The 24,063-nt window shown below is 61.3% G+C and carries 14 protein-coding genes; 8 read left to right on the forward strand and 6 right to left on the reverse strand.

What is annotated here, in order from left to right; all coding sequences use genetic code 11:
* The first annotated feature begins 283 nt into the window (after nucleotides 1-283).
* Both rlmKL and F8N96_RS28955 read left to right on the forward strand, forming a co-directional pair.
* On the forward strand, nucleotides 284-2,560 hold the full coding sequence (gene rlmKL, locus F8N96_RS28950) for a bifunctional 23S rRNA (guanine(2069)-N(7))-methyltransferase RlmK/23S rRNA (guanine(2445)-N(2))-methyltransferase RlmL (protein WP_150800696.1): 2,277 nt from the start codon (nucleotides 284-286) through the stop codon (nucleotides 2,558-2,560).
* Between the two features lie 141 nt (nucleotides 2,561-2,701).
* Nucleotides 2,702-5,101, forward strand: coding sequence for a diguanylate cyclase (locus F8N96_RS28955; RefSeq protein WP_150800697.1), 2,400 nt, complete (start codon nucleotides 2,702-2,704; stop codon nucleotides 5,099-5,101).
* 127 nt (nucleotides 5,102-5,228) lie between these two features.
* Here F8N96_RS28955 and dacB read toward each other — a convergent pair whose 3' ends face one another.
* Nucleotides 5,229-6,689, reverse strand: coding sequence for a D-alanyl-D-alanine carboxypeptidase/D-alanyl-D-alanine-endopeptidase (gene dacB / locus F8N96_RS28960; RefSeq protein WP_150800698.1), 1,461 nt, complete (start codon nucleotides 6,687-6,689; stop codon nucleotides 5,229-5,231).
* Between the two features lie 231 nt (nucleotides 6,690-6,920).
* On the opposite strand from dacB, the gene F8N96_RS28965 reads away from it, so the two are divergent.
* Nucleotides 6,921-7,265, forward strand: coding sequence for a YggL family protein (locus F8N96_RS28965; protein WP_007896965.1), 345 nt, complete (start codon nucleotides 6,921-6,923; stop codon nucleotides 7,263-7,265).
* Between the two features lie 105 nt (nucleotides 7,266-7,370).
* On the opposite strand, the gene F8N96_RS28970 is transcribed toward F8N96_RS28965, so the two are convergent.
* Complete coding sequence (locus F8N96_RS28970; protein ID WP_150800699.1) at nucleotides 7,371-8,561, reverse strand: benzoate/H(+) symporter BenE family transporter; 1,191 nt, start codon at nucleotides 8,559-8,561, stop codon at nucleotides 7,371-7,373.
* Between the two features lie 355 nt (nucleotides 8,562-8,916).
* Here F8N96_RS28970 and F8N96_RS28980 point away from each other — a divergent pair, with 355 nt between their 5' ends.
* Nucleotides 8,917-9,681 carry a GntR family transcriptional regulator gene (locus F8N96_RS28980; RefSeq protein WP_150800701.1) on the forward strand — a complete coding sequence of 255 codons (765 nt, stop codon included), beginning with the start codon at nucleotides 8,917-8,919 and terminating at the stop codon, nucleotides 9,679-9,681.
* Between the two features lie 176 nt (nucleotides 9,682-9,857).
* Here the strand turns inward: F8N96_RS28980 and guaD are convergent, their stop codons facing one another.
* The 4 genes from guaD to xdhA all read right to left on the reverse strand — a co-directional run bounded on the left by guaD (nucleotide 9,858) and on the right by xdhA (nucleotide 16,017).
* Complete coding sequence (gene guaD / locus F8N96_RS28985) at nucleotides 9,858-11,162, reverse strand: guanine deaminase (RefSeq protein ID WP_150800702.1); 1,305 nt, start codon at nucleotides 11,160-11,162, stop codon at nucleotides 9,858-9,860.
* A 25-nt stretch (nucleotides 11,163-11,187) separates the two neighbouring features.
* Entirely contained in the window at nucleotides 11,188-12,048 is an 861-nt protein-coding gene (gene xdhC / locus F8N96_RS28990; protein WP_150800703.1) for a xanthine dehydrogenase accessory protein XdhC, read from the reverse strand.
* 125 nt (nucleotides 12,049-12,173) lie between these two features.
* Nucleotides 12,174-14,570, reverse strand: coding sequence for a xanthine dehydrogenase molybdopterin binding subunit (gene xdhB, locus F8N96_RS29000; protein ID WP_150800705.1), 2,397 nt, complete (start codon nucleotides 14,568-14,570; stop codon nucleotides 12,174-12,176).
* Nucleotides 14,563-16,017 (reverse strand): xanthine dehydrogenase small subunit, encoded by a 1,455-nt coding sequence (gene xdhA / locus F8N96_RS29005; protein ID WP_064678865.1) that lies wholly within the window; start codon nucleotides 16,015-16,017, stop codon nucleotides 14,563-14,565. Before xdhA ends, xdhB begins: the two co-directional genes overlap by 8 nt.
* 266 nt (nucleotides 16,018-16,283) lie before the next feature.
* Between xdhA and F8N96_RS29010 the strand changes: the two genes are divergently transcribed.
* From F8N96_RS29010 to ligA, 4 genes are all read left to right on the forward strand, one after another.
* Entirely contained in the window at nucleotides 16,284-16,943 is a 660-nt protein-coding gene (locus F8N96_RS29010) for a GntR family transcriptional regulator (RefSeq protein WP_150800706.1), read from the forward strand.
* Between the two features lie 2 nt (nucleotides 16,944-16,945).
* The gene (gene smc / locus F8N96_RS29015) at nucleotides 16,946-20,434 is read left to right on the forward strand and encodes a chromosome segregation protein SMC (RefSeq protein ID WP_150800707.1); all 3,489 of its coding nucleotides are present in this window, start codon (nucleotides 16,946-16,948) and stop codon (nucleotides 20,432-20,434) included.
* A gap of 256 nt (nucleotides 20,435-20,690) precedes the next feature.
* A complete protein-coding gene (zipA, locus tag F8N96_RS29020) occupies nucleotides 20,691-21,539 on the forward strand; it encodes a cell division protein ZipA (protein WP_150800708.1) in 849 nt (282 codons plus the stop codon).
* Between the two features lie 136 nt (nucleotides 21,540-21,675).
* A complete protein-coding gene (gene ligA, locus F8N96_RS29025) occupies nucleotides 21,676-24,033 on the forward strand; it encodes an NAD-dependent DNA ligase LigA (RefSeq protein WP_150800709.1) in 2,358 nt (785 codons plus the stop codon).
* The last annotated feature ends 30 nt before the right edge of the window (nucleotides 24,034-24,063 follow it).

A 24,063-nucleotide genomic window follows, 5' to 3' on the forward strand; every position in this document is an offset into this window, starting at 1 on the left:
ACCAAACCCCGGTATGATCAGCCCTGCGCTAGATGATGGGATTAATCCTTTGCTGAGAATACCTCGCGTTACGCCGGGCATTATTCGACGAAGGGTCGATTTATGACATTTTGTTGCTTCAACTTTTTTATCTACCTGTGCATCTAAGCTCTTTTGACGGGAGCAGCAGGGGTGGGACGGCACACCTTCGTGCCACGCGGGCGCTCTTTTAGAAAAGCGCCTGATTGAAAACCGGGCCGGCAATGCGTTGCCGGTCCACTCAGCTAAAGGTTCTGGAATTCCCATGTCCGATCGTTTCGAACTCTTCCTCACTTGCCCCAAAGGCCTTGAAGGCCTGCTTATCGAGGAAGCCGTCGGGCTTGGCCTTGAAGAAGCGCGTGAGCACACCTCTGCCGTGCGCGGCATGGCCACCATGGAAACCGCCTATCGCCTGTGCCTGTGGTCGCGTCTGGCGAACCGGGTGCTGCTGGTGCTCAAGCGTTTCCCGATGAAGGATGCCGAAGACCTCTACCACGGTGTGCTCGATATCGAGTGGCAAGACCACATGCTCAACGACGGCACCCTGGCCGTCGAGTTCAGCGGTCACGGCTCGGGGATCGACAACACCCACTTCGGCGCCCTGAAGGTCAAGGACGCCATCGTCGACAAACTGCGTACCCCACAGGGCGACCGTCCATCCATCGACAAGCTCAACCCGGACCTGCGCATTCACCTGCGCCTGGATCGCGGCGAAGCGATTCTCTCCCTCGACCTTTCCGGCCACAGCCTGCACCAGCGCGGCTATCGCTTGCAGCAGGGGGCGGCACCGCTGAAGGAAAACCTCGCGGCGGCGATCCTGATCCGTGCCGGCTGGCCACGGATTGCTGCCGAAGGCGGCGCCCTGGCCGACCCGATGTGCGGTGTCGGTACCTTCCTGGTGGAAGCAGCGATGATCGCTGCCGATATGGCACCGAACCTGCGTCGCGAACAGTGGGGCTTTACGGCCTGGCTCGGTCACGTGCCAGCGCTGTGGAAAAAACTTCACGAAGAAGCCACCGAGCGTTGCGCGGCCGGCCTGGCCAGGCCACCGCTGTGGATTCGTGGCTATGAAGCCGACCCGCGCCTGATTCAACCGGGCCGCAACAACGTCGAGCGCGCCGGCCTGAGCGAGTGGATCAAGATCTACCAGGGCGAGGTCGGTACCTTCGAACCGCGTCCGGACCAGAACCAGAAAGGCCTGGTGATCTGCAACCCGCCGTACGGCGAACGCCTGGGTGACGAGGCGAGCCTGCTCTACCTGTACCAGAACCTCGGCGAACGTTTGCGTCAGGCCTGCCTGAACTGGGAAGCCGCAGTCTTCACCGGCGCCCCGGACCTGGGCAAGCGCATGGGCATTCGCAGCCACAAACAGTATTCATTCTGGAACGGCGCCTTGCCGTGCAAATTGCTGCTGATCAAGGTCACGCCAGACCAGTTCGTCACCGGTGAGCGGCGCACCCCGGAACAGCGTCAGGTCGAGCGCGAACAAGCTCAAGCTGAAGTCGAAGTCGCCGACAACGATGTGGTGCCGGGCAAGTACGAGAAGTACAACAAGAACGGCAACCCGATCAAACCGGCGCCGGTGGTGGTCGAGCAGCCGCGCCTGAGCGAAGGCGGGCAGATGTTCGCCAATCGCCTGCAAAAGAATCTCAAGGCCCTGGGCAAGTGGGTCAAGCGTGAAGGCATCGACTGCTATCGCGTGTATGACGCCGACATGCCGGAATACTCCATGGCCATCGACCTGTATCAGGATTGGGTCCACGTCCAGGAATACGCCGCACCGAAATCCATCGATCCGGAAAAAGCCTCGGCGCGCATGTTCGATGCCCTGGCGGCCATTCCCCAGGCGTTGAACATCGACAAGAGCCGCGTGGTGGTCAAGCGTCGCGAGCGCCAGAGCGGCACCAAGCAGTACGAGCGCCAGGCGGCCCAGGGCAAGTTTGTCGAGGTCAACGAAGGCGGCGTGAAGCTGCTGGTCAACCTCACCGACTACCTCGACACTGGGCTGTTCCTTGATCACCGGCCGATGCGCATGCGAATCCAGAAAGAGGCGGCCGGCAAGCGTTTCCTCAACCTGTATTGCTACACCGCGACCGCCAGCGTCCATGCGGCCAAGGGCGGTGCGCGCAGCACCACCAGCGTCGACTTGTCGAAAACTTACCTGGACTGGGCGCGGCGCAACCTGTCGCTCAATGGCTTCTCCGACAAGAACCGGCTGGAGCAGGGCGACGTGATGGTCTGGCTCGACGCCTGCCGTGACGAGTACGACCTGATCTTCATCGACCCGCCGACCTTCTCCAACTCCAAGCGCATGGAAGGCATCTTCGATGTGCAACGGGACCAGGTGCAACTGATCGACCTGGCCATGGCGCGGCTGGCACCGGGCGGGGTGTTGTACTTCTCCAACAACTTCCGCAAGTTCACCCTGGAGGAGAACCTCACCGAGCGTTACGCGGTCGAGGAAATCACTGCCCAGACCATTGATCCGGATTTCGCCCGTAATGGCAAGATCCATCGCGCCTGGAAAATAACGGCTCGTTGACGCTTTAAAAAGTTGGATCCACAGAGCCTTGATTTTTAAAGGGCTCTTGGTTTCCTGCAATACTGGTGAAATTAGTGGCTAATAGCTATAACTCAAGGTAGCCAAAGCGCTTTCCCGCACCTGGCGTCCTGAGTTGCGTCTATGTCGTTGAACGCCGTGCGCCCAAAGATCCTGGGGTTTATCAGTGAAGACGTCTCGGCCTGGCTGGTCGCGCTGCTGGTGTTGCTCGTCGGCGGGATTCTCACGGGGTTGCTGGCCTGGTCGACGCTGAATCTGTTTCACCAACAATTGCGGCAACGTTTCCAACTGCTGGCCAGCGAACGTTACAGCCGTATCGAAGAACGCTTCGAAGATCAGGAGCAGCGCCTCGATGGCGTGCGCCGGTTCTTTGCCAATTCCAACTCGGTGTCCCGCGAGGAATTCGACGGTTACACCCAACCTTTGCTTCATCGAACCCAGGCGTACTCGTTCGCTCGGCGGGTGAGCCGTGCCGAACGGCCGGCGTTCGAGCGCCAGGTGCGCGAAGAAGGGCTGCCTGATTTCACCATCCGCGAAGTGCTGGACAACGGTCAACTGCAACTGGCGGCCGAACGGGATGAGTACGTGCCGGTACTCTTCAATCAGACCCGAAGCACACTCGGCTCGCCACTGGGCTATGACTTGCTGGCCCAACCTTCGCGTCGCGCCACACTTGAGCGCGCGGACGCGTCGGGTGGCATGGCGGTGTCGCCGCCGCTGCACCTGATCAATATCGAACCGGCCTATGCGCGCGGTGTGCTGCTGTTGATGCCGGTGATGTCGCGCAACAGTCCGGGCGCGGCGGCAGGCAAACCCTACGGCTATGTGATGGCGGTCATCAGCATGCACCAGTTGCTGGCAGACGGGTTGCCCGAGGCGGACCGTGATTATCTCTCGGTGCGTATCCTCGACTTATCCACAGACGATCAGCACGAAGTGCTGTTCGAGTCCGTCAATAAGCCTGCTGCCAGCGAATTGTCGGCGAGCCGGTTGCTGCGAATGGCCGACCGCGACTATCAAGTCGACATACTGCCCAGCGAGGCTTTTCTGGACGCCAACCATTCTTCGGTGACGAGCCTGGTGGTGCTGGGCGGTTTGCTCAGTGTGTTGCTCAGTGCCTTGCTTTACGTGCTGGTCAGTCAGCGTCAGCGGGCGTTGAAACTGGTCGAACAGCGCACCCATGAGTTGCGCGCCCGTGAACATGAACTGCGCGGCACCCATGGCCAGTTGCGCGGCGTGCTGGATGCCGCGACGCAGGTAGCGATCATCGCCACCGACCTGCGGGGCATCATCAGCACGTTCAACGCCGGTGCGGAGCAAATGCTCGGCTACACCAGCGCGCAAGCGGTGGGCCATATGACCCTGGAAAACCTGCACCTGCCCCGGGAACTCATGGCGCGCTCGGCGGAGTTGAGCGCGCGTTATGGCAAGCCGATTCCAACCTGCCAGGCGATGTTGGTCGAGGGCGGTGAAGAGGGCGGTCACGAAGCGCGGGAGTGGACCCTGCTGCGCAGCGATGGCAGCCATCTGACGGTGAACATGCTGGCCACCCCGGTACTTGACGAGCAGGGCCTGTGGGTCGGCCACTTGGCGATCTGCATCGACATCACCGAGCGCAAACGGGTCCACGAGGCCTTGGCGGCCCGGGATCTGTTGCTGAAGAAACTCAGCGCCCATGTGCCCGGCGGCATCTACCAGATCAAGATGGAGTTCGACGGGCGCTTCAGTGTGATTTACGCCAGCGACGGTATCCGTGAGATCTATGAGCTGGAGCCCGAGGTATTGTTGCTCAATGCCGAAACGATGTTCACCCGGATTCATCCCCAGGATACGACCCGGGTCCGCGCCTCGATCCGGGAGTCGGCAGACAGCCTCAGCCCGTGGCGCGAAGAGTACCGCGTGCAATTGCCCGTGCGCGGCCTGCGCTGGGTCCGTGGCGAGGCGACCCCGGAGGAGCTGCCCGGCGGCGGTGTGCTCTGGCATGGCTACATCTCGGACATCACCGACCTGAAACGGGTCGAGGAAGAGCTGCGGGCGCTGTCGGTCACGGACTCCCTGACCGGGATCCACAATCGCCGCTATTTCCAGGAACGGCTGACCACCGAAATGGCCCGGGTCGAGCGCGGTGGCGGCGAATTGTCGGTGATCATGCTCGATATCGACCATTTCAAGCGCATCAATGACCAGCATGGTCACGCGGTGGGCGATCGGGTGTTGCAGGCGGTCTGCGAGCGCATCGGCCATCGGCTGCGCCGCTCGGACGTGTTCTGTCGCCTGGGTGGCGAGGAGTTCATGGTGCTCTGCCCCGGTATCGACGGCTCACAGGCCCATGTGTTGGCGCTGGAGTTGTGGCAAGGGCTGCGCAACTCGCCGATCGACGACGTCGGGATCGTCACCGCGAGTTTCGGTATTGCCAGCTGGCGGGTCGGGGAGGGGGCGGATGAGTTGCTGCTGCGGGCGGATTCCGGGGTTTATGCGGCGAAACAGGCGGGGCGGGATCGGGTTGAAAGCGAGATGGATTAAGGCTGTACGCATATCCCCCTGTAGGAGCGAGGCTTGCCCGCGAAGAACGATAATGCGGTTCAACTGATAAACCGCGCCGTCTGTTTCGCGGGCAAGCCTCGCTCCTACAGGGAATCTGTGGTGTCTGTTACAACACCGAAGCCGTTTCCGGCAATTTCGGCTGGCGATACAGGTCCAGCAGCACCTGGTCCAGCACCGAGGATGCGCCAAACGGTGCCTTGTCGTTGAGGATCGCCACCACCGCCCAGGTGTTGCCATTGATGTCGCGGCTGTAGCCGGAGATCGCCCGTACCGTGTTCAGTGTGCCGGTCTTGACGTGGGCCTCACCGCGCATTGCGGTGGTCTTCAGGCGTTTGCGCATCGTGCCGTCGGTGCCGGCAATCGGCATCGAACTGATGAACTCGGCGGAATACGGGCTGCGCCATGCGGCTTGCAACATTGCCGCCATTTCCCGGGCGCTTACACGTTCTGCACGGGACAGGCCGGAGCCGTTCTCCATCACCAGGTGCGGCGCGGTGATGCCTTTCCTTGCCAGCCACTGACGCACGACACGTTGGGCAGCCTTGGCGTCGTCACCGTCGGCGTCGGTGCGGAATTTCTGGCCCAGGCTCAGGAACAGCTGCTGGGCCATGGTGTTGTTACTGTATTTGTTGATGTCGCGGATGATTTCCGCCAGATCCGGCGAGAAGGCGCGGGCCAGGACCTTGGCGTTTTTCGGCGTTGCCGCCAGCACATCCTTGCCCTGGATGCTGCCACCCAACTCTTTCCAGATCGCCCGTACCGCACCGGCGGTGTAGGTCGCGTGGTCGAGCAGCGACAGGTAAGTCTGGGAACTGCAGCCTTCGCCCAGCTGGCCGCCGACGGTCACGGTCACGCTGCCGTCGGCCTGGGTGACCGGGTTGTACCGTACGCCCCCGGTGCATTGCTTGGAATTGATCGCCTTGACCTGGTTGTCGATGCGAATGCTGGCGATCGGCGGCTCCACCGAGACCAGCACCCGGCCATTGTCGTTGCGCGCGACAAAACGCAGGGCCTTGAGGTTGACCAGCAGCGAGTCGGGCTTGACCAGGAACGGCTTGTTGTCGTCATTGCCGTCGTCGTTGAACTCGGGCAGTTGCGGCTGCATGAAGAAGTTGCGGTCCAGCACCAGGTCGCCGGTGACTTGCGTCACACCGTTGGCGCGCAGGTCGCGCATCAGCAACCAGAGTTTTTCCATGTTCAGCTTGGGGTCGCCACCACCCTTGAGGTAGAGGTTGCCGTTGAGGATGCCGCCGCTGAGGGTGCCATCGGTGTAGAACTCGGTTTTCCACTGATGGTTCGGGCCGAGCATTTCCAGGGCCGCGTAAGTGGTGACCAGTTTCATGGTCGAGGCCGGATTGACCGAGACGTCAGCGTTGTAAATGGTCGGGGTGCCAGGGCCGTTGAGCGGGATCATCACCAGCGACAGGGCGCTGTTCGGCATTTTGCTGGCCTTGATGGCCTTTTCGACATTAGGTGACAGGCCGGTGTTGATCGCAGCGGCGGAAACAGAAAAGGCCAGGGGAAACAGTAAACCGGCCAGCAACAATGGGCGCAAAGACTTGATCATGTGCAATAAAACCCTACAGCCGCGGGGAAAAAGACGAGGGCATGAAAATGAATTCCCTCAGTGGTCATAAAAGTGTCGGCATTATGCCCCAAGGTGTAGCGGCTTGTGCCGTGCCCTGGCTTGCAAATCGCTATTTTTTACCGACGGTAGGCGTGGCGCCGCCGAGAGACGGGCAATCGGCGGCTTAAACTGCTAAAGTGCCGCCCGTTATTACTTATGAGGATTGTTCCAATGGCGACTAACCGTTCCCAGCGTCTGCGCAAAAAACTGTGCGTCGATGAATTTCAAGAGCTGGGTTTCGAGCTGAACCTGGATTTCAAAGAAGATTTGGCTGATGAAGCCATTGATGCTTTCCTCGACGCATTCCTCAAAGAAGCCATGGAAGCCAACGGTCTGGGCTATGTTGGCGGCGACGACTTCGGTCTGGTTTGCCTGCAGAAGCGTGGCTCGGTTTCCGAAGAGCAGCGTGCCGCTGTTGAAGCCTGGCTCAAGGGCCGCAGCGAACTGACGGAAGCGACCGTCAGCCCGCTGATCGACGTCTGGTACCCGGAAAAGCCGATCAATCCGGTAGCTTGATGTCATGAAAAACGGCGACCCTCGGGTCGCCGTTTTTTTATGCCTGCTTTTTGTAGGCGCTTGGCTTGGCCTGCGATGTCGATCTCGGGAATGCCTTCGGGGCCCTCAGGCCTTACGCCAATTCAGAATCACCAACGTCAACACCCCCGCCACAATCCCCCAGAATGCCGACCCGATGGAAAACAGTGTCAAGCCCGACGCCGTGACCATGAAGGTGATCAGCGCTGCCTCCCGTTCCTGCACTTGCGCCATGGCAATGCTCAAGCCATTGATGATCGAACCGAACAGCGCCAGCGCGGCAATCGACAGCACCAGCTCTTTAGGCAATGCGGCAAACAGTGCCGCCAACGTCGCGCCGAACACCCCCGCGATGCCGTAGAAAATCCCGCACCAGACAGCTGCCGTGTAACGCTTGTGGCGATCCTCATGGGCATGGGGCCCGGTGCAGATCGCTGCGCTGATGGCCGCCAGGTTGATCCCGTGGGAGCCGAAGGGTGCCAGCAGCAACGAGGCAATGCCGGTGGTGGTGATCAATGGCGAGGCCGGCACGGTGTAACCGTCGGCGCGCAATACGGCGATGCCCGGCATGTTCTGCGACGTCATCGCCACCACGAACAGCGGGATGCCGATGCTGATGGTCGCGGCCAGGGAGAAGTGCGGCGTGGTCCAGACCGGCGTCGCCAGTTCCAGATGGAAACCGCTGAAATCCAGCAACCCCATCAAGCCCGACAGCGCCGTGCCGATCAGCAATGCCGCCAGCACCGCATAACGCGGGGACAGGCGCTTGACCAGCAGATAAGTGAAAAACATCCCCAGCACCAGCGCGGTGCGGTGTTGCGCGGCGACAAAGATTTCGCTGCCGATCTTGAACAGAATCCCGGCCAGCAAGGCCGCGGCCAAGGAAGCCGGGATCTTTTTCACCAGGCGCTCGAAACTGCCGGTCAACCCGCAGGCCGTCACCAACACCGCGCAAGTGATGTAGGCACCGATGGCTTCGCCGTAGCTCACGCCGCCCAGGCTGGTGATCAGCAAGGCCGCGCCGGGAGTCGACCAGGCGATGGTGATGGGCGTGCGATAACGCAGCGACAGGCCGATCGAGCACACCGCCATGCCGATCGAGATCGCCCAGATCCACGACGAAATCTGCCCGCTGCTCAGGCCCGCCGCTTGCCCGGCCTGGAACATCAGCACCAGGGAACTGGTGTAGCCGGTCATCATCGCGATGAAGCCGGCGACGATGGCCGAGGGGGAGGTATCGGCCAGAGGGCGGAGCTGCGTGTGCGTGGCGTCGGTCATGACAGCGGTGTTCCTTATACGTACGAATATATCCGCAACACCGCAATCCTCTGTAGGAGCGAGGCTTGCCCGCGAAGAACGATAATGCGATTCAACTGATAAACCGCACCGTCTGCTTCGCGGGCAAGCCTCGCTCCTACAGGGGATCGCCTACGCGGCGGATTCTGCGATCAAGCCTAAACTCAAACGTAATGGACCGTTGCAATACAGCAGAGGCGACAAACAGCCATACAGTCGTGTTGCCACCGGTCATTGTGTACAATCGCAGTGTTTTTTAAGCGATACTTGCCAGTGACCCACTGTGCCGTATTACAGTCACGGTCAATTCGCCGCCGTTCTCCCGATTCGAGTGCCCATGAACGAACAGTTGCAGCCCCTAAAGAAACAACCGCGCGCAGGCAAAGCCGGCCGCAGCGGTACCCAGGACGATATTGTCTACGCGCATATCTTCGAGGCCATCCTCGAACAGCGTCTGGCGCCCGGCACCAAGTTGAGCGAAGAAGCGCTGGGGGAAATTTTCGGGGTCAGTCGCACCATCATCCGCCGTGCGCTGTCGCGCCTGGCCCATGAAGGCGTCGTGCTGCTGCGTCCGAACCGTGGTGCAGTCGTTGCCAGCCCGAGTGTGGAAGAAGCCCGTCAGGTGTTCCTGGCCCGGCGTCTGGTGGAGCGTGCGATCACTGAACTGGCTGTGCAGCACGCCACTGCCGAGCAGATCGCCGAATTGCGACAGATGGTCGACGACGAACGCGACAGCTTCTCCCGTGGCGATCGGGGTGCCGGTATCCGTCTGTCGGGCGAATTCCATCTGAAGTTGGCCGAAGCGGCCAAGAATGCCCCCTTGATCAGCTTCCAGCGCAGCCTGGTGTCGCAGACGTCGCTGATCATCGCCCAGTATGAAAGCGGCAACCGTTCCCACTGCTCCTACGACGAACACACCCAGTTGATCAATGCCATCGAAGCACGCAACGCTGAGCTGGCGGTGGATTTGATGATGCATCACATGAATCACATCGACAGCAAGCTCAACCTTGACGAGGAGAGTGCGTCGGATGACCTGCATGCGGTGTTCTCGCATTTGTTGCAGACCAAAAAACCGGGGCGGCCTATAGCCAAGCTCTAAGTCAGACCGAGTACAGATCGTTCCCACGCTCCGCGTGGGAATGCCTCAATGGACGCTCCGCGTCCGCTTCGGCTGGGACGCGGAGCGTCCCGGGCTGCGTTCCCACGCGGAGCGTGGGAACGATCAAATCCCCCGGAATCCAACGATTGCGGGGGATTTTTTATGCCCGGAAATCCTTAACGCTGATGCACCTGATTCCCCGCCGCATAAGTCTGCAGAACCGTCCGGTCATCCCCCAGCGTCATCAACACAAACAAGGTCTCGGCAATGTTGGTGGCCTGCTTCAAGCGATAGCTCAGCAACGGCGTGGCGTTGTAGTCCAGCACCAGGAAGTCGGCGTCGGTGCCCGGTTGCAGGGTGCCGATCTTGTCTTCCAGGCGCAGCGCACGCGCCCCACCGAGGGTGGCCAGGTACAGCGATTTGAACGGGCTCAACCGCGCCCCTTGCATCTGCATGACCTTGTACGCTTCGTTCAACGTTTGCAGCAGCGAGAAACTGGTGCCGCCGCCGACATCCGTGCCCAGACCGACATTGAGCTTGTGCTTCTCGGCCATCGGCAGGTTGAACAGGCCGCTGCCGAGGAAGAAGTTCGAGGTCGGGCAGAAGGCGATGGCCGAGCCGGTTTCGGCCAGGCGGGCGCACTCGTCGTCGCACAGGTGCACGCCGTGGGCGAACACCGAGCGCTCACCCAGCAGTTGGTAGTGATCGTATACGTCCAGGTAGCCCTTGCGTTCCGGGAACAGCGCCTTGACCCACTCGACTTCCTTGAGGTTTTCGCTGATGTGGGTCTGCATGTACAGATCCGGGTATTCACTCAGCAACTGGCCGGCCAGGGTCAGTTGCTCCGGGGTGCTGGTCGGGGCGAATCGCGGGGTGACCGCATAGTGCAGGCGACCTTTGCCGTGCCAGCGTTCGATCAGCGCCTTGCTTTCCACATAGCTGGATTCGGCGGTGTCGGTCAGGTAGTCCGGTGCGTTGCGATCCATCATCACCTTGCCGGCGATCATCCGCAGGTCCAGTTGTTCGGCGGCCTCGAAGAACGAGTTCACCGATTGCGGATGCACGCTGCCGAACACCAGCGCGGTGGTGGTGCCGTTGCGCAGCAGTTCCTTGATGAAAATGTCCGCGACTTCATCGGCGTGGGCCTTGTCGGCGAACTGGCTTTCGCAGGGGAAGGTGTAGGTGTTGAGCCAGTCCAGCAGTTGCTCGCCGTAGGCGCCAACCATGCCGGTTTGCGGCAGGTGGATGTGGGTGTCGATAAAGCCGGGGGTGATCAGCGTATCCTGGTAATGGGTGATCTCGATATCGGCCGGCAGGGTCGGCAGCAGTTCGCTGGCGTGACCCAGGGCACTGATCTTGCCGTTATCGATCACCAGCAGACCGTCTTCAAAATACTCATAGGAGGCTTCGATCCCCACTTCGGCGGGATCGGCGACGCTGTGCAGAATGGCGGCACGGTAGGCTTTGCGAGTCAGAGGCATGGTCATTCTCTATTTATGAGGCTTATCAGTTTGACGCTTTCAGGTTCGGGGCCTGACTGCGGCGTGAAGCAGGCAGCAGCTTGGCAATCGAGGATCCGGCGCTGGCCGTGTGCTGGCCGAAATCGGCGTTATAGGTGGCGATGATCTCGCCGGCGATGGAGACGGCGATTTCCACAGGCAATTTGCCTTTGACTTCGCCGATACCCATGGGGCAGCGCATGCGTTGCAGCACGGCGTTGTCGAAGCCCCGTTCACGCAGGCGGTGTTCGAACTTCACCCGTTTGGTCTTCGAACCGATCAGGCCGAAGTAGGCGAAGTCGTTGCGCTTGAGGATCGCGGCGGTGAGTTCGAGGTCGAGCTGGTGGTTGTGGGTCATGACGATGCAGTAGCTGCCGGCGGGCAGGTCGTCGATTTCATCCACCGGTTCTTCGGCGACGATTTTGCGCACGCCGTGGGGGATCTGGTCCGGAAATTCCGCTTCCCGCGAGTCGATCCAGCGCACCCGGCAAGGCAGGCTGGCGAGCAGCGGCACCAACGCGCGACCGACATGCCCGGCGCCGAACACGGCGATCTGTGCCTGGACCTGGCCCATCGGTTCGAACAGCAACACGGTCACGCCGCCACAGCACTGGCCGAGGCTGGCGCCGAGGCTGAAGCGTTCCAGATGGGTGTCCTGCTTGCCGCTGGCCAGCATCTCGCGGCCGATCTGCATGGCTTTGTATTCCAAATGCCCGCCACCGATAGTGTCGAAGGCCTGGGTGGCGCCGATGACCATCTTCGAGCCGGCATTGCGCGGCGTCGAGCCAAGCTCTTCGATAATGGTCACCAGCACGCAGGGTTCACCCTTTGATTGCAGGTCGGCGAGGGCGTCGATCCAGTTGTACATGTTTCACCTCTCAAGAGCATTCCCACGCTCCGCGTGGGAATGCATCTCTGGACGCTCCGCGTCCGCTGTTCACAATGCGACGCAGAGCGTCGCGGGCTGCATTCCCACGCAGAGCGTGGGAACGATCAAACCACCACCTCGGATTCAGCCTCGGCAGCCTTCGCCACCTTCAACTGCCGCATCTGCTCACACCCCCACAACACCCGCTCCGGCGTCGCCGGCGCATCGATTTTCGGTTGATGCCTGTAATCGCCCAGACTCGCCACGGCATCCTTGATCGCACACCACGAAGCAATACCGAGCATGAACGGCGGCTCACCCACGGCCTTGGAATGAAACACCGTGTCTTCCGGGTTCTTGCGGTTTTCCACCAGTTTTACCCGCAAATCCAGCGGCATGTCCGCCACCGCCGGGATCTTGTAGCTCGCCGGGCCGTTGGTCATCAGCTTGCCCTTGTTGTTCCACACCAGCTCTTCCATGGTCAGCCAGCCCATGCCCTGGATGAACCCCCCCTCGACCTGGCCGATGTCGATGGCCGGGTTCAACGAATCGCCAACGTCGTGAAGGATGTCGGTGCGCAGCATCTTGTACTCGCCGGTCAGGGTGTCGACGATCACCTCGCAACAGGCCGCGCCAAAGGCGTAGTAGTAGAACGGCCGACCACGGGCCTGGCTGCGGTCGTAGTAGATTTTCGGGGTCTTGTAGAACCCGGTGCTCGACAGCGACACCTGGGCGAAATACGCCTGCTGGATCAGCGCTTCGAAGGTCAGGATATGATCGCGAACCCGCACGTGACCATTGTGGAATTCCACGTCTTCTTCGCTGACCTTGTACTGCCGCGCGGCAAATTCAACCAGGCGTTTCTTGATGATTTCAGCGGCGTTCTGCGCGGCTTTACCATTGAGGTCGGCACCACTGGACGCGGCGGTCGGCGAGGTGTTCGGCACCTTGTCGGTGTTGGTCGCGGTGATCTGCACGCGGTCCATTTCCACCTGGAACACTTCGGCCACCACCTGCGCAACCTTGGTGTTGAGCCCCTGGCCCATTTCCGTGCCGCCGTGGTTCAGGTGGATGCTGCCGTCGGTGTAGACGTGGATCAAGGCTCCTGCCTGGTTGAGGAAGCTGGCGGTGAAGGAAATCCCGAACTTCACAGGGGTCAGCGCCAGGCCTTTTTTCAGGATCGGACTGTTGGCGTTGTAGCGACGGATCGCTTCGCGGCGCTCGGCGTACTGGCTGCTTTCTTCCAGTTCGGCGGTCATTTCCTCGAGCATGTTGTGCTCGACGGTCTGGTAGTAGTGGGTGACGTTACGCTCGGTCTTGCCGTAGTAGTTGGCCTTGCGCACTGCCAATGGATCCAGGGCCAGATGGCGGGCGATGGCGTCCATCACTTCTTCGATGGCGACCATGCCTTGCGGGCCGCCAAAGCCACGGTAAGCGGTGTTCGACGCGGTGTTGGTCTTGCAGCGGTGACCGTTGATGGTCGCGTCGCCCAGGTAGTACGAGTTGTCGGCGTGGAACATCGCACGGTCGACGATCGACGCCGACAAATCGGGCGAACAACCGCAGTTGCCCGCCAGTTCCAGGGCGATACCGTGCAGGCGACCGGTGCTGTCGAAGCCGACGTCGTACTCGACGTAGAACGGGTGACGCTTGCCGGTCATCAGCATGTCTTCGACCCGCGGCAGGCGCATTTTGGTCGGCTGGCCGGTGAGGTGCGCGATCACTGCGCACAGGCATGCAGGGCTCGCCGCCTGGGTTTCCTTGCCACCGAAACCGCCGCCCATGCGGCGCATGTCGACGACGATCTTGTTCATCGACACGTCCAGCACCTCGGCCACCAGTTTCTGCACTTCGGTGGGGTTCTGGGTCGAGCAGTAGACGATCATCCCGCCGTCTTCGGTCGGCATCACCGAGGAAATCTGGGTTTCGAGGTAGAAGTGTTCCTGGCCGCCGATGTGCAGCGTGCCTTGGATGCGATGTTCAGCCGTGGCCAGGGCGTTGGCCGAATCGCCCCGCTGATGGGTGTGACTGTCGAGCACGAAATGGCGTTTACGCAAGGCTTCGACCACGTCCAGTACCGGCTCGAGATCTTCGTATTCGATGATCGCGGCCATCGCGGCCTTGCGTGCGGTTTCCAGGTCTTTCGCCGCGACGGCGAGCACCGGTTGGCCGACGAACTGCACGTCATCGATGGCCAGCAGCGGGTCGCCCGGCAGCAAGGGGCCGATGTCTTTCAGGCCCGGCACGTCTTCGTGGGTGATGGCGATGCGCACACCTTCGAAGGCGTAGCAGGGCTTGGTGTCGATGCTGATGATTTTCGCGTGGGCACGGTCCGACAGCCGTGCGTAAACGTGCAGCTGATTCGGGAATTCCAGCCGGTCGTCGATGTACTGCGCTTCGCCGGACACATGCTTGGCGGCGCTGTCGTGCTTGACGCTGCGGCCGACACCGGTGGTCAGGTCCTTGGCGAACAGTTCAGCCAGTTCGGCCTGGGTCTTCTCTACGGCGTGATGATTAGACATAAGCGGTCACCCGAGTCTCGATGTGCGGTGTTTGCAGTTCGATGAAGTATTTGCGCAGCAGGTTCTGCGCGCTGAGCAGGCGGTATTCCTTGCTGGCGCGGAAGTCCGAGAGCGGCGTGAAGTCTTCGGCCAGTGCGGCGCAGGCGCGTTCGACGGTGGCGTTGTTGAACGGTGAGCCGAGCAACACGGCTTCGCAGTGGCTGGCGCGTTTCGGGATGGCCGCCATGCCGCCGAAGGCAATGCGTGCGTCGACAATGACGCCAGTGTCGATGCGCAGATTGAATGCAGCGCAGACCGCGGAAATGTCATCGTCCAGGCGTTTGGACACTTTATAAGCGCGGAACAGTTGTTCGACGCTGGCACGGGGCACGATGATCTTCTCGATGAACTCGCTTTCCTGACGCGCAGTCACCCGGTAGTCGATGAAATAATCTTCCAGCGCCAGGGTGCGGCGGGTTTCGCCCTTGCACAACACGATCTGCGCGCCCAAGGCAATCAGCAGCGGTGGCGAGTCACCAATCGGCGAGGCGTTGCCGATGTTGCCGCCGAGGGTGCCCTGATTGCGGATCTGCAACGAGGCGAAACGCTGCAGCAGTTCGCCGAAGTCCGGGTATTCGGCCTTCAAGGCGTCATAACAATCGGAGAGGGCGGTGGCGGCGCCGATTTCCAGGCGATCGTCGAACACTTCGATGCGTTTCATCTCGGCGACGTTGCCGACGTAGATCATCACCGGCAGGGTGCGGTGGAACTGCGTGACTTCCAGCGCCAGGTCGGTACCGCCGGCCAGCAGGCGCGCTTGTGGATAAGCGTCATAGAGGTCGGCCAGGTCGGCCACGGTCAGCGGTACCAGGCAGCGCTTGTCGCCGCTGTTGAGTTCGCCGATGTCGGTGGGCGCGATGGCTTTCAAGCGAGCGATGGTGTCGGCTTCACGGGCATCGAACTGGTCCGTTTGCCGGCCGCAGCAGGACTGTTCGGCGGCTTGCAGGATCGGCCGGTAACCGGTGCAGCGGCACAGGTTGCCCGCCAACGCTTCGTGCGCCTTGTGGGCGTCGGGCGCGTCGCTGTTCTTTTGCAGGGCGAACAGCGACATGACGAAGCCCGGGGTGCAGAAGCCGCACTGCGAGCCGTGGCACTCGACCATGGCTTTCTGCACGCTGTGCAGTTCGCCCTGGTGCTTGAGGTCTTCAACGCTGATCAGTTGTTTGCCATGCAGCGACGAAACAAAGGTCAGGCACGAATTGAGGCTGCGGTAGCGAATGTGCTCGCGGCCGTCGTCATCGGTCTGCAGTTCGCCAACCACCACGGTGCACGCGCCACAGTCACCGCTGGCGCAGCCTTCTTTGGTGCCGGGTTTGCCCACATGGTCGCGCAGATAATTGAGCACGGTCAGGTTCGGGTCCAGGGCGTGCTCGCTACGGAGTTCCTGGTTAAGTAAAAACTGGATCACGGAAGGCCTCGCAGACTCATTATTGTTGTTAACCGACATGAACCGAATTTAGCAGGTCTGACTTTCCGGTCAATGATTTTCTGACTTAAAGGTCAGGAAATTACGTTTTGTCGATCAACGACTCGTTTGTTCATTATTGACCCTCGTTCGCCAGCCTGCTTTGTGCTTGAATCGTGCCAAAAACCACCGGACAGGCACTCCGCCCTGACAGATCAATTGCGTTACACTGCGCCGCTTGTGCAAATCGAAGAGTTTGAAGGACAACCATGACGTTCAAGGCGCCGGACAGCCTCGCCGAGCAAATCGCTCACCACCTCGCCGAACGCATCATTCGCGGCGAAATGAAGCCCGGGGAGCGCATCCAGGAACAGAAGGTCACGCTGGCCCTCAATGTCAGCCGCGGTTCGGTTCGCGAAGCCTTGTTGATCCTCGAACGGCGCCACCTGATCGCGATCCTGCCGCGACGGGGCGCCCACGTCACCGAACTCACCGTCCACAAGGTGCAGAGCCTGTGCGCGCTGATGAGCGAGTTGTACATCCTGCTCGGCAACGCCGTGGCCAGCGGCTGGCAAGTCCAGGCTGACATGGCGCCATTCGTGCAGATCCAGCAGCGCCTGACCGCCAGCTACGAACGCCAGGACATCCGCACCTTCGTCGATGACAGCTTCAACGTGATGCGCGCCGCGTATCCGTTTGCCAATAATCCGTACTTGCAGGAAACCGTCGAGAATCTGCAGCCGGCCATGAGCCGTGCGTATTTCCTCGCCCTGGACCAGCGCAAGGCCTCGATGAGCGAGTTCCTTGAACTGTTCGAACGCCTGCTCGCCGCCGTGCTGGCCCGTGACTTTGCGCAGATCCGCGAGGTGCTGACGGCCTACGCCCAGCGCAGCTGCGATCTGGTAGTTTCTGCCCTGACGGACGCCTGAGCGTGCGGCTCAAGTGCATTAAACTGGCGGGGTTCAAATCCTTCGTCGACCCGACCACGGTGAACTTCCCCAGTAACATGGCGGCAGTGGTCGGGCCCAACGGGTGCGGCAAGTCGAACATCATCGACGCCGTCCGCTGGGTGATGGGCGAGAGCTCGGCCAAGAACTTGCGCGGCGAGTCGATGACCGATGTCATCTTCAACGGCTCCACCAGCCGCAAACCGGTGAGCCAGGCGAGCATCGAACTGGTGTTCGATAACTCCGATGGCACCTTGATCGGCGAATACGCGGCCTACGCCGAAATATCGATTCGCCGCAAAGTCACCCGCGACAGCCAGAACAGTTATTTCCTCAACGGCAGCAAATGTCGCCGTCGTGACATCACCGACATCTTTCTCGGCACCGGCCTCGGCCCGCGCAGCTATTCGATCATCGAGCAGGGGATGATCTCCAAGCTGATCGAAGCCAAGCCCGAAGACCTGCGCAACTTCATCGAAGAAGCGGCGGGCATCTCCAAGTACAAGGAGCGCCGGCGCGAGACCGAAAATCGCATTCGCCGCACCCACGAAAACCTCGCCCGCCTGACCGACCTGCGCGAAGAACTCGAGCGTCAGCTCGAACGCTTGCACCGCCAGGCCGAGGCGGCGAAGAAGTATCAGGAATTCAAAGGCGAGGAGCGTCAGCTCAAGGCCCAGCTCTCGGCCCTGCGCTGGCAGGCATTGAACGAACAGGTCGGCCAGCGCGAAGCAATCATCGGCACCCAGGAAGTCACCTTCGAAGCCCTGGTGGCCGAGCAGCGCAATGCCGACGCGGCGATCGAACGCCTGCGCGACGGGCACCACGACCTGTCCGAACGCTTCAATCTGGTGCAAGGGCGCTTCTACTCGGTCGGTGGCGACATCGCCCGGGTCGAGCAGAGCATCCAGCACGGACAGCAGCGCCTGCGTCAGTTGCAGGATGACTTGAAGGAAGCCGAGCGCGCGCGCCTGGAAACCGAATCTCATCTGGAGCACGACCGCACGTTGCTGCTGACCCTGGGCGAAGAGCTGGACATGCTCGCCCCGGAGCAGGAAGTCACCAGCGCCGCCGCCGAAGAAGCGGCCGCCGCGCTGGAAGAGTCCGAAACCACCATGCACGGCTGGCAGGAACAGTGGGACACCTTCAACCTTACGGCGGCCGAGCCGCGGCGGCAGGCGGAAGTCCAGCAGTCGCGAATCCAGCAGCTGGAAACCAGCATGGAGCGCCTGGCCGATCGACAGAAGCGGCTTGGCGAAGAGCGCGCCTTGCTCTCGGCGGATCCGGAAGACGCGGCGATCCTGGAACTCAGCGAACAGCTGGCCGCGAGTGAAGCGACCCTTGAAGACTTGCAGGCCAGCGAAGAAGCCCAGGTCGAACGCCTGGAGCAACTGCGTCAGGAACTGCAGCAAGCGTTGTCGGCGCAGCAGCAGGCCCAGGGTGATTTGCAGCGTCTCAACGGGCGCCTCGCTTCCCTGGAAGCCTTGCAGCAAGCCGCGCTCGATCCCGGCACCGGCACCGCCGAATGGCTGCGCGAACAGCACCTGGCGGATCGCCCGCGCCTGGCCGAAGGCCTGAAGGTGCAAGCCGGCTGGGAGCTGGCGGTGGAGACCGTGCTGGGCGCCGATCTGCAGGCGGTGTTGGTGGACGATTTCGGCGATTTCGACCTGGCCGGCTTTGCCCAGGGCGATCTGCGTTTGCTCAGCCCCGCCAGCGATGGCGTGCGCATCGCCGGCAGCTTGCTCGACAAGGTCGAGGCGCAGATCGATCTGTCGCCATGGCTGGGGCAGGTCAAGCCGGTGGAAACTCTCGAACAGGCCCTGGTCCTGCGCAGTCAATTGACCGCCGGCCAAAGCTTGATCAGCCGCGACGGCTACTGGGTCGGCCCGCACTTCTTGCGCGTGCGTCGGGCCAGCGAAGCGGAGAGCGGGGTGCTGGCCCGTGGCCAGGAAATCCAGCGCCTGGGCCTTGAGCGCGAAGAGCGCGAAGCCACGGTGGAAACCCTGGAAACCCGTTTGCAAAACCTGCGGGCACAGCAACGTCAGCAGGAAAACGGTCGCGAGCACCTGCGCCGTTTGCTGCAGGACGAAGCGCGTCAGCAAGGTGAACTGAAGGCTCAGCTGTCCGCCGGCAAAGCCAAGGTCGAACAGCTGACACTGCGCCGTACCCGCCTGGACGAAGAGCTGGTCGAGCTCGGTGAGCAACGGGCGCTGGAGCATGAAAATATCGGCGAAGCACGCCTGCAACTGCAGGAAGCCCTCGACAGCATGGCGCTCGATACCGAACAGCGCGAGTTGCTGCTGGCCCAGCGCGACAGCCTGCGCGAGCGTCTCGATCGGGTGCGCCAGGAGGCCAGGCAGCACAAGGATCATGCGCACCAACTGGCGGTGCGCCTGGGTTCGCTCAAGGCCCAGCACGATTCCACGCGCCAGGCGCTGGAACGGCTGCAGATGCAGTCCGAGCGCCTGACCGAAAAACGCGAACAGCTGAGCCTCAACCTGGAAGAGGGCGAGGCGCCGCTGGAAGAGCTGCGCCTCAAGCTCGAAGAGTTGCTCGACAAGCGCATGACCGTCGACGAAGAACTCAAGACCGCGCAGATCGCCCTGGAAGATGCCGACCGCGAGTTGCGCGAAGCGGAAAAACGGCGTAACCAGGCCGAGCAGCAATCGCAATTGATCCGCGGCCAACTCGAACAACAGCGCATGGAATGGCAAGCCCTGACCGTGCGCCGCAAGGCCCTCGAAGATCAGTTGCACGAGGACGGCTACGACCTGCACGGCGTGCTTGCCACCCTGGTGGCCGGGGTCAACGAGAAAGACGCCGAGGAGGAGCTCGAACGCATCGCGGCGCGGATCCAGCGCCTTGGCGCGATCAACCTGGCGGCCATCGACGAATACCAGCAGCAATCCGAACGCAAACGTTATCTGGATGCCCAGAACGACGATCTGGTGGAAGCGCTGGACACCCTCGAGAATGTGATTCGCAAGATCGACAAGGAAACCCGAAACCGCTTCAAGGATACCTTTGATCAGATCAATGCCGGAATTCAGGCACTTTTCCCAAAAGTTTTCGGTGGAGGCAGCGCGTATTTGGAACTGACGGGCGAAGATCTACTCGATACAGGGGTAACAATCATGGCGCGGCCGCCAGGGAAGAAGAACAGCACCATCCATTTGCTCTCCGGTGGCGAAAAAGCCCTGACCGCATTGGCCCTGGTATTTGCCATCTTCAAGTTGAACCCGGCGCCGTTCTGCATGCTCGATGAAGTTGACGCGCCACTGGATGACGCTAACGTTGGACGCTACGCACGGCTGGTAAAGGAGATGTCGCAGACGGTGCAGTTCATCTATATCACCCACAACAAGATCGCCATGGAAATGGCCGATCAACTGATGGGGGTGACGATGCACGAACCGGGTTGTTCGCGTCTGGTGGCGGTGGATGTCGAGGAGGCGATGGCGATGGTCGAGGCCTGAGTTGCGGGCTTGTAGGACAATATTCGTGGGAGGCGGGACGAATGATCGCTCGCTATTTGCTGGCCAATCGACATATTCGCGCAAGCCACGAGACAGACGGTGTAAAGTTGCCTTTGGTCGTGCTAGTTTAATGTCAATTTATTGTATACGTGGGCAAAACGCCTGTCAGAACATAGAGTTGGCGCCACGTTTTAAAGCGGTTTACCAGTTGTAAACCCCTTATTTTTCAGCATTTTTTATAGAGGCACGGGATTACATGGAAATCGGTCTGCGCGAGTGGCTGATCCTCATCGGCATTATTGTCATTGCCGGTATTCTTTTCGACGGCTGGCGCCGCATGCGCGGCGGCAAGGGGAAACTGAAATTCCGTCTTGACCGCAATTTGTCCAATTTGCCGGACGAGGACACCAGCGCCGAGCTGTTGGGCCCGCCCCGGGTGCTGGATACCCATAAGGAACCGCACCTGGACGAGCACGATCTGCCGTCGGTGGGCATGCCTGCCCGTGAACAGCGCGAATCGGGTTCCAAGCGCGGCAAGCGCGGCGAGCCATCCCAGGGCGACTTGAACCTCAACCTGGAACTGGAAGGCGGCCCGAGCTTCAGCAGCCATGACGACGATTACCCTGACGACACCAAGGTCTCGAGTTCGGCCAGCGACAGGGAACAGCCGCAAGCCGAAGAAGTGCTGGTGATCAGTGTGATCTGCCGCGACGCTGCCGGCTTCAAGGGCCCGGCGCTGTTGCAGAATATTCTGGAAAGCGGCCTGCGCTTCGGCGAGATGGACATTTTCCACCGCCACGAAAGCATGGCCGGCAACGGCGAAGTCCTGTTTTCGATGGCCAATGCGGTCAAACCGGGCGTTTTCGACCTGGACGACATCGACCACTTCAGCACGCCGGCGGTGAGCTTCTTCCTCGGCCTGCCGGGTCCGCGTCATCCCAAGCAAGCCTTCGACGTGATGGTGGCTGCGGCGCGCAAACTGTCCCAGGAACTGAACGGCGAACTGAAAGACGACCAGCGCAGCGTGTTGACTGCCCAGACGATCGAGCATTACCGTCAGCGCATCGTCGAATTCGAACGCCGCGCTCTGACCCAGAAGCGCTGATCTGTAGGAGCCGGCTTGCCGGCGAAGGCGATCTCACGTACGCCTTCGCCGGCAAGCCTGGCTCCTACAATGAATCTCCGCCGCTTCAACAGATTGAGCAGCCTTGGCTGCTCTTTTGCTTTATGAGAGAACACCCATGACCGCCGCCAAAAACCGTATTCCAGAGCTGCGCGCTGAGCTGGATCAGCACAACTATCGCTACCACGTGCTGGACGAGCCGAGCATTCCGGACGCCGAATACGATCGGTTGTTCCACGAGCTCAAGGCCCTCGAAGCGGCCAATCCCGAGCTGATCACCAGCGACTCGCCAACCCAGCGCGTCGGCAGTGCGGCGCTGTCGGCGTTCACTCAGGTACGCCACGAAGTGCCGATGCTCAGCCTCGGCAACGCCTTCGAAGAAACTGACATGCGCGAGTTCGATCGCCGGGTCAACGAAGGCCTGGACCTGCCGACCGGCGACTTGTTCGGCAGCGCCGCCGTGGTGGAATACAGCTGCGAACCCAAGCTCGACGGCCTGGCGGTCAGTCTGTTGTATCAGGATGGCGTGCTGGTGCGCGGCGCGACCCGTGGCGATGGCACCACCGGTGAAGACATCAGCGTCAATGTGCGTACGGTGCGCAATATCCCGCTCAAGCTGCAGGGCAGCGGCTGGCCGGCCACCCTGGAAGTGCGCGGCGAAGTGTTCATGTCCAAGGCCGGTTTCGAGCGGCTCAATGCCTCGCAACTGGAAATCGGCGGCAAGACCTTCGCCAATCCGCGCAACGCGGCGGCGGGCAGCTTGCGCCAGCTGGATTCGAAGATCACCGCCAACCGTCCCCTGGAGTTCTGCTGCTACGGCATCGGCCAGATCTCGGCAGACATTGCCGACACGCACATTGGCAATCTCAAGCAACTCAAAGCCTGGGGCCTGCCGATCAGCCATGAACTGAAACTGGCGTATGGCATCGATGAGTGCCTGGATTACTACCGTGACATCGGTGAGCGCCGTAATGCACTGCCCTATGAAATCGACGGCGTGGTGTTCAAGGTCAACAGCATTGCCTCCCAGCGTGAACTGGGTTTTCGCGCGCGCGAACCGCGCTGGGCCATCGCGCATAAATTCCCTGCCATGGAAGAACTCACCGAGTTGCTCGATGTGGAATTCCAGGTAGGCCGTACCGGTGCCGTGACGCCGGTGGCGCGCTTGAAGCCGGTCAAGGTGGCCGGCGTCACCGTGGCCAATGCGACCTTGCACAACATGGACGAGGTCGCGCGCCTGGGCCTGATGATCGGCGACACCGTGATCATCCGTCGCGCCGGCGACGTGATTCCCCAAGTGGTGCAAGTGGTTACCGAGCGTCGCCCGGATAACGCACGGCCGGTGCAGATTCCCGAGCAGTGCCCGGTGTGCGGTTCCCATGTCGAGCGCACGCAGCTGGTCAAGCGCAGCAAGGGGCGCGAGACCGTCAGCGAAGGTGCGGTGTATCGCTGCGTCGGCCGGCTGGCCTGCGGTGCGCAACTCAAACAGGCGATCATTCACTTCGTCTCCCGTCGCGCCATGGACATCGAAGGCCTGGGCGACAAGAGCGTCGAGCAACTGGTGGATGAAGGCCTGGTGAGTTCGCCGGCGGATCTGTATGCCCTGAAGTTCGATGACATCGTCGATCTGGAAGGCTTTGCCGAACTGTCGAGCAAAAAACTGCTCGGTGCGATCGAGGACAGCAAGCGACCAGGTCTGGCACGCTTCATCTATGCCCTGGGGATTCCCGACGTCGGTGAAGAGACCGCCAAGGTGCTGGCGCGCTCCCTCGGCTCGCTGGAGCGAGTCCAGCAGGCCTTGCCGCAAGTGCTCACGTACTTGCCGGATGTCGGCCTGGAAGTGGCTCACGAGATCCACAGCTTCTTCGAAGATGCGCACAACCAGCAGGTGATCGAGGCGTTGCTCAAGCACGGCCTGCAGATTCAGGACCAGGGCGAGCTGGGCGCCGAATTTTCCGCCAGCACCACCCTTGGCGGCTTCCTCGACAAGCTGCACATTCCCTCGGTAGGGCCGGGCGGGGCGCAGAAGCTGGCTGACAAGTTTGGTTCGCTGGAAGCGGTGATGAATGCCGACTGGCTGGACATGCGCCAGGCGTTGCCGGAGAAGCAGGCGAATGCGGTTCGGGAGTTTTTCGCGCTGCCCGATAATCGCCAGCTGGCTGAGGCCGCCGAAAAGCAACTGGGCGATTTCGGCATGCACTGGCAGAGCGAGAAAAAAGTCGTCGAAGGCTTGCCCCTGGCAGGGCAGACCTGGGTGTTGACCGGTTCGCTGGAGTTGATGAGCCGCGATGTGGCCAAGGACAAACTCGAAAGCCTGGGTGCCAAAGTGGCGGGCTCAGTGTCGGCCAAGACCCACTGCGTGGTCGCCGGGCCGGGTGCCGGTTCCAAGTTGGCCAAGGCCAATGAGCTGGGGTTGAAAGTGCTGGATGAAGAAGCGTTTGTCGTGTTCCTGGGCAAACACGGTATTTCCGTGTGATGCCATTCGCTGACAAGTCGGACCGCCTCA

Origin of the sequence: Pseudomonas fluorescens (assembly GCF_902497855.1) — a bacterium.
GTDB classification, from domain to species: domain Bacteria; phylum Pseudomonadota; class Gammaproteobacteria; order Pseudomonadales; family Pseudomonadaceae; genus Aquipseudomonas; species Aquipseudomonas fluorescens_BI.

Bases quoted from the DNA above. Each gene is read 5' to 3' on its own strand.
- F8N96_RS28980 (WP_150800701.1), top strand. From the start codon at position 8,917: ATGAACGAACAGTTGCAGCCCCTAAAGAAACAACCGCGCGCAGGCAAA.
- ligA (WP_150800709.1), top strand. From the start codon at position 21,676: ATGACCGCCGCCAAAAACCGTATTCCAGAGCTGCGCGCTGAGCTGGAT.
- F8N96_RS29010 (WP_150800706.1), top strand. From the start codon at position 16,284: ATGACGTTCAAGGCGCCGGACAGCCTCGCCGAGCAAATCGCTCACCAC.
- zipA (WP_150800708.1), top strand. From the start codon at position 20,691: ATGGAAATCGGTCTGCGCGAGTGGCTGATCCTCATCGGCATTATTGTC.
- dacB (WP_150800698.1), bottom strand. From the start codon at position 6,689: ATGATCAAGTCTTTGCGCCCATTGTTGCTGGCCGGTTTACTGTTTCCC.
- xdhC (WP_150800703.1), bottom strand. From the start codon at position 12,048: ATGTACAACTGGATCGACGCCCTCGCCGACCTGCAATCAAAGGGTGAA.
- guaD (WP_150800702.1), bottom strand. From the start codon at position 11,162: ATGCCTCTGACTCGCAAAGCCTACCGTGCCGCCATTCTGCACAGCGTC.
- xdhB (WP_150800705.1), bottom strand. From the start codon at position 14,570: ATGTCTAATCATCACGCCGTAGAGAAGACCCAGGCCGAACTGGCTGAA.
- F8N96_RS28965 (WP_007896965.1), top strand. From the start codon at position 6,921: ATGGCGACTAACCGTTCCCAGCGTCTGCGCAAAAAACTGTGCGTCGAT.
- F8N96_RS28970 (WP_150800699.1), bottom strand. From the start codon at position 8,561: ATGACCGACGCCACGCACACGCAGCTCCGCCCTCTGGCCGATACCTCC.
- F8N96_RS28955 (WP_150800697.1), top strand. From the start codon at position 2,702: ATGTCGTTGAACGCCGTGCGCCCAAAGATCCTGGGGTTTATCAGTGAA.
- rlmKL (WP_150800696.1), top strand. From the start codon at position 284: ATGTCCGATCGTTTCGAACTCTTCCTCACTTGCCCCAAAGGCCTTGAA.